This window comes from Amycolatopsis thermalba (assembly GCF_003385215.1).
Taxonomy (GTDB): Bacteria; Actinomycetota; Actinomycetes; order Mycobacteriales; family Pseudonocardiaceae; genus Amycolatopsis_E; species Amycolatopsis_E thermalba.
This window is the reverse complement of record NZ_PQHW01000152.1, coordinates 1-12,434: the sequence shown is the minus strand read 5'-3', so window position 1 is coordinate 12,434 and position 12,434 is coordinate 1. Positions and strand designations below refer to the sequence as shown.

General features: G+C 71.6%; 14 protein-coding genes and 1 pseudogene. 10 read left to right on the top strand and 5 right to left on the bottom strand.

The window, feature by feature from the left end; translation table 11 throughout:
* Positions 1-117: pseudogene (locus D0D15_RS37435) on the bottom strand (GTP 3',8-cyclase MoaA); the annotation flags it as partial.
* A gap of 102 nt (positions 118-219) precedes the next feature.
* Here D0D15_RS37435 and D0D15_RS33655 point away from each other — a divergent pair.
* The 7 genes from D0D15_RS33655 to D0D15_RS33625 are packed head-to-tail and all read left to right on the top strand — an operon-like array spanning position 220 to position 5,380.
* Positions 220-696, top strand: coding sequence for a MarR family winged helix-turn-helix transcriptional regulator (locus D0D15_RS33655; RefSeq protein ID WP_162830721.1), 477 nt, complete (start codon positions 220-222; stop codon positions 694-696).
* A 33-nt stretch (positions 697-729) separates the two neighbouring features.
* Positions 730-1,134 (top strand): TOBE domain-containing protein, encoded by a 405-nt coding sequence (locus tag D0D15_RS33650; RefSeq protein ID WP_094005792.1) that lies wholly within the window; start codon positions 730-732, stop codon positions 1,132-1,134.
* A complete protein-coding gene (modA, locus tag D0D15_RS33645) occupies positions 1,131-1,877 on the top strand; it encodes a molybdate ABC transporter substrate-binding protein (protein ID WP_094005793.1) in 747 nt (248 codons plus the stop codon). The genes D0D15_RS33650 and modA overlap by 4 nt, the downstream gene beginning before the upstream one ends.
* A 10-nt stretch (positions 1,878-1,887) precedes the next feature.
* Positions 1,888-2,664 (top strand): ABC transporter permease, encoded by a 777-nt coding sequence (locus D0D15_RS33640; protein WP_094005794.1) that lies wholly within the window; start codon positions 1,888-1,890, stop codon positions 2,662-2,664.
* Positions 2,661-3,737 carry a sulfate/molybdate ABC transporter ATP-binding protein gene (locus D0D15_RS33635; RefSeq protein WP_094005795.1) on the top strand — a complete coding sequence of 359 codons (1,077 nt, stop codon included), beginning with the start codon at positions 2,661-2,663 and terminating at the stop codon, positions 3,735-3,737. Before D0D15_RS33640 ends, D0D15_RS33635 begins: the two co-directional genes overlap by 4 nt.
* Positions 3,734-4,534: an HAD-IIA family hydrolase gene (locus D0D15_RS33630; protein WP_094005796.1), complete on the top strand. Its 801-nt coding sequence runs from the start codon at positions 3,734-3,736 to the stop codon at positions 4,532-4,534. Before D0D15_RS33635 ends, D0D15_RS33630 begins: the two co-directional genes overlap by 4 nt.
* A gap of 27 nt (positions 4,535-4,561) precedes the next feature.
* Positions 4,562-5,380 (top strand): metallophosphoesterase family protein, encoded by an 819-nt coding sequence (locus tag D0D15_RS33625; protein ID WP_094005797.1) that lies wholly within the window; start codon positions 4,562-4,564, stop codon positions 5,378-5,380.
* Here D0D15_RS33625 and D0D15_RS33620 read toward each other — a convergent pair.
* Complete coding sequence (locus D0D15_RS33620; RefSeq protein WP_233157289.1) at positions 5,346-6,521, bottom strand: MFS transporter; 1,176 nt, start codon at positions 6,519-6,521, stop codon at positions 5,346-5,348. The genes D0D15_RS33625 and D0D15_RS33620 overlap by 35 nt on opposite strands.
* Positions 6,522-6,603: 82 nt before the next feature.
* Between D0D15_RS33620 and D0D15_RS33615 the strand changes: the two genes are divergently transcribed.
* A complete protein-coding gene (locus D0D15_RS33615) occupies positions 6,604-7,014 on the top strand; it encodes a MarR family winged helix-turn-helix transcriptional regulator (protein ID WP_094005798.1) in 411 nt (136 codons plus the stop codon).
* On the opposite strand, the gene D0D15_RS33610 is transcribed toward D0D15_RS33615, so the two are convergent.
* Complete coding sequence (locus D0D15_RS33610; protein ID WP_094005799.1) at positions 7,015-7,662, bottom strand: TetR/AcrR family transcriptional regulator C-terminal domain-containing protein; 648 nt, start codon at positions 7,660-7,662, stop codon at positions 7,015-7,017.
* A gap of 58 nt (positions 7,663-7,720) precedes the next feature.
* Here D0D15_RS33610 and D0D15_RS33605 point away from each other — a divergent pair, with 58 nt between their 5' ends.
* Positions 7,721-9,157, top strand: a complete 1,437-nt coding sequence (locus tag D0D15_RS33605; RefSeq protein WP_094005800.1) for an FAD-dependent monooxygenase — start codon at positions 7,721-7,723, stop codon at positions 9,155-9,157.
* Here the strand turns inward: D0D15_RS33605 and D0D15_RS33600 are convergent.
* Together D0D15_RS33600 and D0D15_RS33595 are read right to left on the bottom strand one after the other, a co-directional pair.
* Complete coding sequence (locus tag D0D15_RS33600; RefSeq protein WP_094005801.1) at positions 9,145-9,546, bottom strand: YccF domain-containing protein; 402 nt, start codon at positions 9,544-9,546, stop codon at positions 9,145-9,147. The two genes, D0D15_RS33605 and D0D15_RS33600, sit on opposite strands and share 13 nt — an antisense overlap.
* The gene (locus tag D0D15_RS33595) at positions 9,546-10,307 is read right to left on the bottom strand and encodes a PhzF family phenazine biosynthesis protein (RefSeq protein WP_094005802.1); all 762 of its coding nucleotides are present in this window, start codon (positions 10,305-10,307) and stop codon (positions 9,546-9,548) included. The genes D0D15_RS33600 and D0D15_RS33595 overlap by 1 nt, the downstream gene beginning before the upstream one ends.
* Positions 10,308-10,392: 85 nt before the next feature.
* Between D0D15_RS33595 and D0D15_RS33590 the strand changes: the two genes are divergently transcribed.
* Complete coding sequence (locus D0D15_RS33590; protein WP_094005803.1) at positions 10,393-12,003, top strand: AMP-binding protein; 1,611 nt, start codon at positions 10,393-10,395, stop codon at positions 12,001-12,003.
* Positions 12,004-12,434: the final 431 nt, after the last annotated feature.

Below are 12,434 nucleotides of genomic sequence, written 5' to 3'. Positions count from 1 at the left end.
GCGCAGGTCCGTGGCCACACGGCCGAACGTGTCGACGAGGGCGGGGTTGTCGGGGCGAGGCTGCGTGGTTCCGCGTGTGCCCGGCACGCGGGGGAGCCCGAGATCTACCGCACTCATTGACACCAGCCTAACCCGCCGACCGTCCGGCCGATCCTCACTAGAATGTCTCGGAAGCAGAGTGTTTCAACCGCGCAGACGACTTGGGAAGGGACGCGCCGGATGCCGGAGGAAAAAAGGTACCCGGTGCCGCGCGACGTGCTGGCGCGGTTCGCCGAGATCGGCCGCGAAAGCAGCACCCTCGCCGTCCTCCGGCACGCTCAGATCGCCGAGAAGATGGGCCTGTCCGCCACCGACCACAAGGCCCTCGACCTGGCCGCCCGCGCCGACGGGCCGCTGACCGCGGGCGAGATCGCCAAGCTCACCGGTCTGTCCACCGGCGCGGTCACCGGGGTGATCGATCGCCTGGAGCGCGCGGGATTCGTCCGCCGGGTGCGGGACGCCAAGGACCGCCGCAAGGTCCTGGTCGAGGTGCTGCCGGTGGACGAGGAGAAGGTGGCGCCGCTGTTCGAGTCGGCGCTCGTGGTCACCGAGAAGGTGCTGGAGAAGTTCGGCCCGGCCGAACGCGAGGTCATCGAGCGCTACCAGAACGAACTGCTCGCCTTGATGCGGGAGGACGTTCTCGGCGGCAACCCGTAGCTTTTCCGCAAATGCGGAAGTAATGTCCTCCGCATGCCGCAATTCCGGTTATCCGAGGCCGCCGAACTGCTCGGCGTCAGCGACGACACCGTCCGGCGCTGGGTGCGGGGCGGGCAGCTGACCGCCACCACCGACGGCGCCGGCCGCAAGGTCGTCGACGGCGCGGAGCTGGCCGCGTTCGCGCGGGAACAGGCCGCGCGGCCCCACGACCCCTCCGGCGTCGGCCGGTCGGCCCGCAACCGGTTCGTCGGCCTGGTCACCGACGTGGTCGTGGACAAGGTGATGGCCCAGGTCGAGTTGCAGTGCGGCCCGTTCCGCGTGGTGTCGCTGATGAGCGCCGAAGCGGTGCGCGAGCTCGGCCTCAAGCCGGGGGCGCTGGCGGTCGCGGTGGTGAAGGCGACCACGGTGGTCGTCGAGACTCCGGGAGGACAGAGTTGACGAAGGCAGGCGCCCTGGTCGCGGTCGCGTTGCTGGTCGCCGGTTGCGGCTCGTCGGGCGGGAGCGAGAGCGGGACGCTGACCGTGTTCGCCGCCGCCTCGCTCACCGAGTCGTTCACCGCGCTGGAGACGGCCTTCGAGAGCAGCCACCCGGGCACCGACGTGAAGTTCAACTTCGCCGGCTCGTCCGCGCTCGTGCAGCAGCTGTCCAACGGCGCCTCGGCCGACGTGTTCGCCTCGGCCGACCAGACCAACATGGACAAGGCCGTGCAGGCCGGGGTGATCGACGGCTCGCCGTCGGTGTTCGCGACGAACCGGCTGGCCATCGCGGTCGCGCCGGGCAACCCGAAGGGCATCACGAGCTTCGCGGATCTCGCGAAGGACGGCCTGACCGTCGTGGTCTGCGCGCCGCAGGTGCCGTGCGGCTCCGCGACGGAGAAGGTCGAGCGGAGTACCGGTGTCACGCTGAAGCCGGCCAGCGAGGAGCAGGACGTAAAGCAGGTGCTGAACAAGGTGCAGACCGGGGACGCGGACGCCGGCCTGGTCTACGTGACCGACGCCGCCAGCGCCGCGGGCAAGGTCGACCGGGTCGACTTCCCGGAGGCGGCCGCGGCGATCAACTCCTACCCGATCGCCCTCGTCGAGGACGCGCCGCAGAGCGAACTCGCGAAGCAGTGGGTCGCGTTCGTGCTGGGCGAGCAGGGCCGGACCGAGCTGCGGAAGGCCGGTTTTGGCGCTCCGTAGGACCCGGCGGGTGCCGTGGGTGCTGTGGGTGCCCGCGGCGCTCGCCCTCGCGCTCGTCGTGCTGCCGGTGGTCGGTCTGCTGGTGCGGACCGACCTCCGCCGCGTTCCCGGCCTGATCGTCACCGACGCCTCGCTCGCCGCGCTGCGGTTGTCGCTGGAGACCGCGGCCGTGTCGACGCTCGCGTGCATCGTGCTCGGCGTGCCGCTCGCGGTCGTGCTCGCCCGCTCGACCGTGCCCGGCATCCGGATCCTGCGGGCGATCGTGCTGCTGCCGCTGGTCCTGCCGCCCGTCGTCGGCGGGCTCGCGCTGCTCTACCTGCTGGGCCGCAAGGGGTTCCTCGGCTACCTGCTGAGCGTCACCGGTGGCGTGCAGATCCCGTTCACCACGACCGCGGTGATCATCGCGCAGACGTTCGTCGCGATGCCGTTCCTCGTGGTGAGCCTGGAGGGCGCGCTGCGCAGCGGTGGGGACCGCTACGAGCAGATCGCCTCGACGCTCGGCGCCCGGCCGTGGACGGTGTTCCGCCGCGTCACGATCCCGCTGCTGATGCCCGCGCTCGGCTCGGGCGCGGTGCTCAGCTTCGCCCGCGCGCTGGGCGAGTTCGGCGCCACCATCACCTTCGCCGGCAGCCTCGAGGGCGTGACCCGGACGCTGCCGCTGGAGGTCTACACGCAGGCCGAGGTCGACGTGGACAGCGCGGTCGCGCTGGCGCTGCTGCTGATCGTCGTCGCGATCGTGGTCATCGCGGTCGCCCGGCCGCGGGCGCTGGAGGGGACCGCGCGGTGAGGCTGCACGCCGAGATCGAGCTGACGCGCGGCACCTTCGGCCTGTCCGTGGACTTCGACGTGCCGGCCGGGAGCGTGCTGGCGATCCTGGGCCCGAACGGCTCCGGCAAGTCCAGCATCCTCGGCTGCCTGGCCGGGTTGTTCCGCCCGGACCACGCCGTGATCACCCTCGGCGGCCGGGACCTGCACGACCTCCCGGCGCACGACCGGGCGGTCGGGCTGCTGTCGCAGGACGCGCTGCTCTTCCCGCATCTGTCCGTTGTGGACAACGTCGCGTTCTCGCCGCGGTCCAAGGGCGCGAGCCGCGCGCGGTCGCGGGAGATCGCCCGGCACTGGCTGGCCGAAGTGGACGCCGCCGAGTTCGCCGACCGCAAGCCCGGGCAGCTCTCCGGCGGCCAGGCGCAGCGCGTCGCGGTCGCCCGCGCCCTGGCCGGCAACCCGGACCTGCTGCTGCTCGACGAGCCGCTGGCCGCGCTCGACGTCGACGCCGCCCCGGCGATCCGCGGCCTGCTGCGCCGCGTGCTGGCCGCCGACCCGCACCGGGCGACCGTGCTGGTCACCCACGATCCGCTGGACGCGCTGGCCCTGGCCGACCACGTCGTCGTGCTGTCCGCCGGCCGGGTGGTCGAACGCGGTCCGACGCGCGAGGTGCTGGCCGCGCCCCGGACGGCGTTCACCGCGCGGATCGCCGGGCTCAACCTGGTCCCCGGCACCGCGGTCGAGGGCGGGCTGCGGACCGCGGACGGCGCGGTGGTGGCCGGGATCCTGGCGCCGGACGCGGTCGAGAACGAGCCCGCCGTGGCGGTCTTCGAGCCCAGCGCAGTGTCGGTCCACCCCGCCGACGACGGCCCGCACGGCAGCCCGCGCAACACGATCGCGGCGGTCGTCGGCGCGCTCGAACCACACGGACCGGTGATCCGGGTGCGGGCCGCGGGTGCGGGCTGGGCGGCGGGTCTGTCCGCGGACCTCACCCCGGCCGCGGTCGCCGACCTGGGTCTGGAGCCGGGCGTGCCGGTCCGGCTCGCGATCAAGGCCACCGCGGTGACGGTGCACCCGGCTAGTCTTCAGGCATGAGCCGTTGGACGTATCTGACCGACATGGACGGCGTGCTGGTGCACGAGGAGCACCTGGTGCCCGGCGCCGACGAGTTCCTCGCCGAGCTGCGGGCCAACGACACCCCGTTCCTGGTGCTGACCAACAACTCCATCTACACCCCGCGGGACCTGCGGGCGCGGCTGCTGCGCACCGGGCTGGACGTGCCGGAGGAGCGCATCTGGACCTCCGCGCTGGCCACCGCGAAGTTCCTGCACAGCCAGCGGCCCGGCGGGTCGGCGTTCGTCATCGGCGAGGCCGGGCTGACCACCGCGCTGCACGAGGCCGGGTACGTGCTCACCGACCGCGACCCGGACTACGTCGTGCTCGGCGAGACGCGCACGTACAGCTTCACCGCGATCACCCGCGCCATCCGCCTCATCGAGGCCGGGGCGAAGTTCATCGCGACCAACCCGGACGCCACCGGGCCCAGCCTGGAGGGCAGCCTGCCGGCCACCGGGTCGATAGCCGCCCTCATCGAGCGGGCCACCGGGCGGCAGCCGTACTTCGTGGGCAAGCCGAACCCGCTGATGATGCGCTCGGCGCTGCGCACCCTCGGCGCGCACTCCGAGGGCACGATCATGATCGGCGACCGGATGGACACCGACGTGCACTCCGGGATCGAGGCCGGGCTGCAGACGATCCTGGTGCTCACCGGCATCTCGACGAAGGAGTCGGCCGAGCGGTACCCGTACCGGCCGACGCTGGTGCTCGACTCGATCGCGGACCTGGTCGGCCGCACCCAGGACCCGTTCGGGGACGGGGCGGTGCTCACCTGACCTGCGGCAACCGCCTATCGTCGAGGGATGGACGACCACCAGCGCCCCGATGCCCGCACCTACGTCGTCGGCGACGTGCACGGGCACCGGGACGAGCTGGCGGCCGCGTTGCGCCGGGCCGGGCTGGTCGACGAGGCCGGTGACTGGTCCGGCGGGCAGGCGCACCTGTGGTTCCTCGGCGACTTCGTCGACCGCGGCCCGGACGGGATCGGCGTGATCGACCTCGTGATGCGGCTGCACCGGCAGGCCGCCGAGGCGGGCGGGTCGACGCGGACGCTGCTCGGCAACCACGAGATCCTGCTGCTGGGCATGCACCGGTTCGGCGACACCGAGGTGCCGTCCGATTTCGGGCCGCGCAGCTTCGCCCGCAGCTGGGAGATCAACGGCGGGCAGCTGTCCGATCAGGACGCGCTGACCGACGAGCACGTCGAGTGGCTGACCAGCCGCCCGCTGATCGCGCACGCCGCGAACCACCTGCTGATGCACTCGGACACCGTCGAATACCTCGACTGGGGCGACGACGCCGAGGACATCAACACCACCGTGCGGGAGATCCTGGCCGGTGAGGACCTGGTGGAGTGGTGGGACGTGTGGCGCCGCATGACGACGCGCTACGCCTTCCGCGGGCCGCACGGCCCGGACATCGCCGACTACCTGCTGGAGCAGCTCGGCGGCGAGCGGATCGTGCACGGGCACAGCGTGATCGCCGACCAGCTCGGGATCCACCCCAGCCAGATCGAGGCGCCCTACCTGTACGCCGGGGGCAAGGTGCTGGGCATCGACGGCGGGTTGTTCGTCGGCGGGCCCTGCCTCATCGTTCCGCTGCCGTGGCAGCCGGAGGACTGACCGTCTTCGCCCGGTCGCGGCGCAGCATCGCCAGTGCGATACCCAGGCCGGCGAGGGTGGTCAGGGCGGCCGCCGGGTAGAGGGCGCGTGGCCCGGCGCCCGCCATCAGCCCGCCGCCCAGCCATCCGCCGAAGGCCGCGGCGAGCTGGAACCCGGAGGCGTTCACCGCGATCGCCAGCGTGGGCGCCGCTCCCGCCGCCGTGAGCACCCGCGTCTGCATCCCGGGGATGATCGCGAACGCCAGCGCGCCGAGGACGAACGTCAGGACCGCCACCGCCACCCGGTTGTCCGCGGCGAGCCACCACAGCACCAGGGTGCCGGCCAGCGCGGTCAGCATCCAGGCCAGTGACGGCATCAGCGCGCGGTCCGCCAGCCGCCCGCCGAGCAGGTTCCCGATCACCGCGCCGGCGCCGTACACCAGCAGCAGCACCGGCACCGCGTCCGCGGCGAACCCGGCGACGTCGGTCAGCAGCGGGGCGATGTAGGTGAAGACGGTGACGACGCCGAGGTTCCCGACGGCCGTCAGGACGATCCCGAGCTGCACCTCGCGATCCGCGAGCACACGGAGGTCGCGCACGGCCGACCCGCCCGCCGCGGGGAACGCCGGCACGAACCGCAGCACCAGCAGCAGCGCGAGCAGCGTGATCGCGGCGACGGCGACGAACGTGGCCCGCCACCCGGCGTGGTGCCCGACGAACGTGCCCAGCGGGGTGCCCAGGATGATGCCGAGGTTCATGCCCAGCGCGACCTTGGCGATCATGCTCGACTGCCTGCCCTCCGGCGCCATCGCCGCCGTGGTCGTGATCGCGACCGCGAAGAACGTCGCGACGATCAGGCCCGCGACGAACCGCGACAGCAGCAGGACGGCGTACCCCGGCGCGACGGCGGATCCCAGGTTGCCCAGCACGGACACCGCGACGAGCCCGATGATCAGCGGTTTCCGGCCGATGCGCGCGGTCAGCACGGTGACGACCGGACCACCGACGATCATGCCGACCGCGTAGGCGCTCACGAGCAACCCGGCCGCCGGCACGGACACCGACAGCCCGGCCGCCACGTCCGGGACGAGCCCGGCGATCACGAACTCGCCGGTCGTGAGCCCGAAGACCACGAGCATCAGCGAGAACACGGACAACGGCACTGTCCACCCCCAAGAAGGTTCGAGTTGTAATAATACGAGCTAGAACTACCATAGCTCGAACCATCTTCGCTAGACTCGTGGCATGGCGGATGTCGAGATCGATCGCGACGTGTGCAAGCTGGTGCACGAGTTCGCCCGCCGCCTCGACGTGCAGGTCCGCCGGGTCGGGGAGGAGGTCGGCCTGACGCCGGCGCAGGTCGTCGCCCTGCGCGAGCTGTCCGAGCCGATCACGGCGCGCGAACTGGCGAGCCGGATGTCGTGCGAGGCCTCGAACGCGACGTTCGTGATCGACCGCCTGGAGGACCAGGGGCTGGTGCGGCGGCGGCCGCACCCCACCGACCGGCGCGCCAAGGAGATCGTGCTGACCGACGCCGGAGTCCAGGCGCGCTCCGGGGTGCTGGAGCGCCTCAACCGGACTTCGCCGCTGGTGTCCCTGGACCGGGACAGGCAGGAATCGTTGGTCGAGTTGTTGCGGGCACTCGTGTCCGAGTGATCAGGTGCCGATGCCGTACTTCGTGCGGATGCCGGTCAGGACGATGTCCAGCCCGGCCTCGAAGGCGGCGTCGGTGTCCGGGCTGAACAGGCGCCGCACCAGACGGGCGCTCAGCGGGAACTGGTCGCCGTCCACCATGCGCTCCAGCCGGTCCGGTTCGTACGGGTTGTCCCCTTCGTAGGCGACGCCGGTGCGGGCCTGTTCTTCGATGGTGAAGCCGATCGTGTAGTTCAGCAGGGTCGGGTAGGCCTCCGCGGCGTCGTCCAGCGTGAAGCCGGCGTCCCGCAGCGTGCGCAGGGTGAGTTCGACGAACCGGAACATCGCCGGGTGCGCGGTGTTCGTGCCCGCCAGCACGCGCGCCCCGTCGCGGTAGCGCAGCATCGTGCGCCGCAGCTGCCGGGCGTTGTCCGCCAGCCACTCCTCCCAGGTGACGCCTGCGCCCGGGGCCTCCAGGCCGTCGAGGGCTTCGAGGAGGATCGCTGTCGCCATCGCGTCGAGCAGTTCCTGCTTGTTCTTCACGTGCCAGTACAGGGTCGGGGCCCGCACGCCCAGTTCCGTCGCCACCACGCGCATGGTGAGCCCGTCGAGGCCGACGTCGGTGAGCAGTCGCAGCGCGGTCCGCGCGATGACCTCGGGGTTGATCGCCACGGCTTGACACTCTAACAGAAGTAGAGAACTCTCTAATCATGTTAGAGAGGAGAGCGTGATGACGGATGTGGTGATCGCCGGCGGCGGGCCGACCGGTCTGATGCTGGCCTGCGAGCTGCGGCTGGCCGGCGTGGACGTGACGGTGCTGGACCGGCTGCCCGGGCGCCGCGGCGAGTCACGCGCGGGCGGGTTGCACGCGCGCACCCTGGAAGTCCTGGACCAGCGGGGTGTCGCCGACCGGTTCCTGACGCCCGGCCGCCCCCGGAACGTGGGGCACTTTTCCGGGCTGTGGCTGGACTTCAGCCGGCTGCCGACACGGTACCCGTTCGTGCTGAACCTGTTGCAGACCCAGGTGGAACAGCTGCTCGAACAGTGGGCCGCCGAACTCGGGGTGCGGGTGCGCTGGTCGTCGGAGGTGACCGGGGTCCGGCAGGGCGCCGACGGCGTCGAGGTCGCGGTGGCGGACGGCACCACCTTCGACGCGGCCTACCTGGCCGGGTGCGATGGCGGGCGCAGCACCGTCCGCAGGCTCGCCGGTATCGAGTTCCCCGGCACCCCGGCGACCCTCACCGCGCTGCTCGGCGACGTCGAACTCACCGACCCGCCCGGCGAGCCGGTCTTCATGCGGCGCACCGAGCACGGCGACTTCTCGGTGCTGGGGTTCGAACCGGGCTGGTACCGCGTCATGACGACCGAGTACGACCGGGTGGCCGGCCGGGACGAGCCGGTCACGGCCGACCGGCTGCGGGAGTCACTGGTCAAGATCGCGGGCACCGACTTCGGGATGCACAGCCCCCGCTGGATCTCCCGGTACGGTGACGCCGCCCGGCAGGCCGCGGACTACCGGCGGGGCCGCGTGCTGCTCGCCGGGGACGCGGCGCACATCCACTACCCGGCCGGCGGGCAGGGGCTGAACACGGGGGTGCAGGACGCGGTCAACCTGGGCTGGAAGCTCGCCGCGGTCGTCCGCGGCCACGCGCCCGAGTCCCTGCTGGACACCTACCACGCGGAGCGGCACCCGGTGGGGCACCGGGTCCTGCACAACACGCGGGCCCAGACCGCGCTGGGCCGCCCGGGCGCGCAGACCGAGGCGCTGCGGGAGGTGTTCGCCGGATTGATCGAGATCGACGACGTGAACTCCGCGCTCGCGGGCATGATCTCCGCGCTGGATGTCCGGTACCCGCTCGGCGACGCGGATCCGTTGCTGGGACGGCGGGTTCCCGACCTCGACCTGGTCACCGAGCGCGGCGCGGCCCGGCTGTTCACCCTGCTGCACCCGGGCCGGGCGGTGCTGCTCGACCTCGCCGGCGATCCGGAACTGGCCGCGGTCGCGCGGAGCTGGCCGGGTCGTCTCGATCTCGTCGCCGCCAAGTGCACGCAGCCCGTTCCGGACGCCGTCCTCATCCGCCCGGACGGTCACGTGGCGTGGGTGGCGCCGCAGGGTGCCGAGGCGCTCCGGGCGGCGTGCACGAGGTGGCTCGGTCAGGGGCGGTAGTACGCCTCGGTGCCGCGGTCGACCGGCACGATCGTCTTGCCCAGCGGCATCAGGGAGACCGGGATGAGCTTGAAGTTCGCCAGCCCGAGCGGGATCCCGATGATCGTGACGCACAGGGCGATCCCGGTGACGATGTGGCCGATCGCGAGCCAGAACCCGGCGAAGACGATCCAGATGACGTTGCCGAGCAGGGACCCGGCCCCGGCGTCGCGGCGGTCGACGATCGTCCGGCCGAACGGCCACAGCGCGTAGTTCGCGATGCGGAACGACGCGATGCCGAACGGGATCGTGATGATCAGGACGCAGCAGATGATCCCCGCGACCACGTACGCCAGGGCCATCCAGAAGCCGGCGAACACCAGCCAGATCAGGTTCAGGATGAGTCGCATCAGGCGTGCAGCTCCCCGCTGACGACGGTGACGGCCTGCCCGGACAGCGTCACCCGGTCCCCGTTCAGCACGACCCGGACGATCCCGCCGCGCTCCGACGCCTGCTCGCCGACCAGTTCGGCGCGGCCCAGTTGCGCCGCCCAGAACGGCGCCAGCAGGCAGTGCGCCGAGCCGGTCACCGGGTCTTCGGGCACGCCGACGGCGGGCCCGAAGACCCGGCTGACGAAGTCGGCGTCGTCCCGGTCGGCGGGCGCGGTGACGATCACGCAGCGCGCGTCCCAGCCGGCGATGACGTCGAGGTCCGGCTTCAGCTCGCGCACCTGGGCCGCGTCGGTGGCCTCGACCAGGATGTCCCACTTGCCGCGGGCGACGCTCGCGACCGTCACGCCCGGCAGAGCGCCGACGACGTCGTCTTCGGCGGCGCGGGGCGGGTCGCTCGGGAAGTCCATGCTGACCCACCCGTCGGCGGCGCGGGTGCGCAGCTCGCCGCTGCGGGTCGTGAACACCTGCTCGCCGCCCAGGACGTGCCCGGCGGCGAGGGTCGCGTGCCCGCACAGGTCCACCTCGACCGTCGGCGTGAACCAGCGCAGCGACTTCGGGCCGTCGCCGGACACCTCGACGAACGCCGTCTCGGAGTGCCGCAGCTCGGCGGCCACGGACTGCATCCACGCGGGGTCGGCCGGCTGGTCGAGCAGCACCACCCCGGCCGGATTGCCCGCGAACGGGGTGCCGGTGAACGAGTCGACGATCGAAAGCCGCATGCCACCCACTCTAGGGGGTGTCCGGGGCGCGCCGGGATTTCTAGACTCGGTCACAGTCAGTGTCGACCGCGTCCGAGGAGGCGTCATGCCAGCCGTGCCGAGTTATGCGTCGGGTATCTCCGAGGTGCCCTTGCTGGGTGACACGATCGGTGACAACTTCGACCGGACCGTGGCCGCGTTCGGGGACCGGGACGCGCTGGTGGAGTACGCCTCGGGCCGCCGGTGGACCTACCGGGAGCTGGCCGCCGAGGTCGACGCCCTGGCCGCCGGGCTGGCCGGGCGCGGCATCGTCAAGGGCGACCGGGTCGGGATCTGGTCGCCGAACTGTGCCGAGTGGACGTTCCTGCAGTACGCGACGGCGAAGATCGGCGCGATCCTGGTCAACATCAACCCCGCCTACCGCTCGCACGAGCTGGAGTTCGTGCTGAACCAGGCCGGGGTGCGGATGCTGGTGGCGGCGCGCACGTTCAAGACGTCGGACTACGCGGCGATGATCGACGAAGTCCGGCCGCGGTGCTCCGGGCTGGAGCAGGTGGTGCTGCTCGGGTCGGCCGAGTGGGCGGAGTTGGTGGAGTCCGGGCGGGGCAAGGCGTTGCCGGAGGTGGGCCTGTCCGCCGACGACCCGATCAACATCCAGTACACCTCGGGCACGACGGGATTCCCGAAGGGCGCGACGCTGTCGCACCACAACATCCTCAACAACGGCTTCTTCGTCGGCGAGCTGTGCCACTACACCGAGGCGGACCGGATCTGCATCCCGGTGCCGTTCTACCACTGCTTCGGCATGGTGATGGGCAACCTCGCGGCGACGACGCACGGGGCCTGCATGGTGATCCCGGCGCCGTCGTTCGAGCCGAAGGCCACGCTCAAGGCGGTGGAAGCGGAACGGTGCACGTCGCTGTACGGGGTGCCCACGATGTTCATCGCCGAGCTGGCCGAGCCGGGCTTCGAGGACTACGACCTGAGCAGCCTCCGGACCGGCATCATGGCTGGTTCGCCCTGCCCGGTCGAGGTGATGAAGCAGGTCATCGAGCGGATGGGCATGGCCGAGGTGTCCATTTGCTACGGCATGACCGAGACCTCGCCGGTGTCCACGCAGACGAGGTCGGACGACTCGATCGAGCGGCGGGTGTCGACGGTCGGCCGGGTCGGGCCGCACCTGGAGGTCAAGATCGTCGACCCGGAGACCGGGCTGACGGTGCCGCGCGGCGAGCCGGGTGAGCTGTGCACGCGGGGCTATTCGGTGATGCTCGGATACTGGGACCAGCCGGACAAGACGGCCGAGGTGATCGACAAGGCGCGGTGGATGCACACCGGCGACCTCGGCGTGATGGACGAAGAGGGCTACATCCAGATCACCGGGCGGATCAAGGACATGGTCATCCGCGGCGGCGAGAACATCTACCCGCGGGAGATCGAGGAATTCCTGTACACGCACCCGGATGTCCTGGACGCGCAGGTGATCGGCGTGCCGGACCAGCGCTACGGCGAGGAGCTGATGGCGTGGATCCGGATGCGGGAAGGAGCGCAACCGCTGACGGCGGAGGCGCTGCGGGAGTTCTGTACCGGGAAGCTGGCGCACTACAAGATTCCGCGGTATGTGCACATCGTCGACGAGTTCCCGATGACGGTGACGGGGAAGATCCGGAAGGTCGAGATGCGGGAAAAGGCGCTGAAGATCCTGGACCTGGAATAACAAGACGCAAGCCGGCAACGAGAGCTGGGCCGGCAGGCAACCAACTGCGCGGCAGCCCTGCACAACCGCCGCCCGGCAATGCAACAGCACCGACTACCCACGGGGCCGCGCGGCAGCCCTGCACAACCGGCGGCCGGCAACGCGACAGCACCGACTACCCACGGGGCCGTGCGGCAGCCCTGCACAACCGGCGGCCGGCAACGCGACAGCACCGAGCATCCCCGGGGCCGTGCGGCAGCCCTGCACAACTGGCGGCCGGCAACGCGACAGCACCGAGCATCCCCGGGGCCGTGCGGCAGCCCTGCACAACTGGCGGCCGGCAACGCGACAGCACCGAGCATCCCCGGGGCCGTGCGGCAGCCCTGCACAACCGGCGGCCGGCAACGCAAGTGGACCGACTACCCCAACCAGACCTCCCCCGCCCCCGATCC

Bases quoted from the DNA above. Each gene is read 5' to 3' on its own strand.
- D0D15_RS33630 (WP_094005796.1), top strand. From the start codon at position 3,734: ATGAGCCGTTGGACGTATCTGACCGACATGGACGGCGTGCTGGTGCAC.
- D0D15_RS33590 (WP_094005803.1), top strand. From the start codon at position 10,393: ATGCCAGCCGTGCCGAGTTATGCGTCGGGTATCTCCGAGGTGCCCTTG.
- D0D15_RS33600 (WP_094005801.1), bottom strand. From the start codon at position 9,546: ATGCGACTCATCCTGAACCTGATCTGGCTGGTGTTCGCCGGCTTCTGG.
- D0D15_RS33605 (WP_094005800.1), top strand. From the start codon at position 7,721: ATGACGGATGTGGTGATCGCCGGCGGCGGGCCGACCGGTCTGATGCTG.
- D0D15_RS33650 (WP_094005792.1), top strand. From the start codon at position 730: ATGCCGCAATTCCGGTTATCCGAGGCCGCCGAACTGCTCGGCGTCAGC.
- D0D15_RS33595 (WP_094005802.1), bottom strand. From the start codon at position 10,307: ATGCGGCTTTCGATCGTCGACTCGTTCACCGGCACCCCGTTCGCGGGC.
- D0D15_RS33625 (WP_094005797.1), top strand. From the start codon at position 4,562: ATGGACGACCACCAGCGCCCCGATGCCCGCACCTACGTCGTCGGCGAC.
- D0D15_RS33615 (WP_094005798.1), top strand. From the start codon at position 6,604: ATGGCGGATGTCGAGATCGATCGCGACGTGTGCAAGCTGGTGCACGAG.
- D0D15_RS33655 (WP_162830721.1), top strand. From the start codon at position 220: ATGCCGGAGGAAAAAAGGTACCCGGTGCCGCGCGACGTGCTGGCGCGG.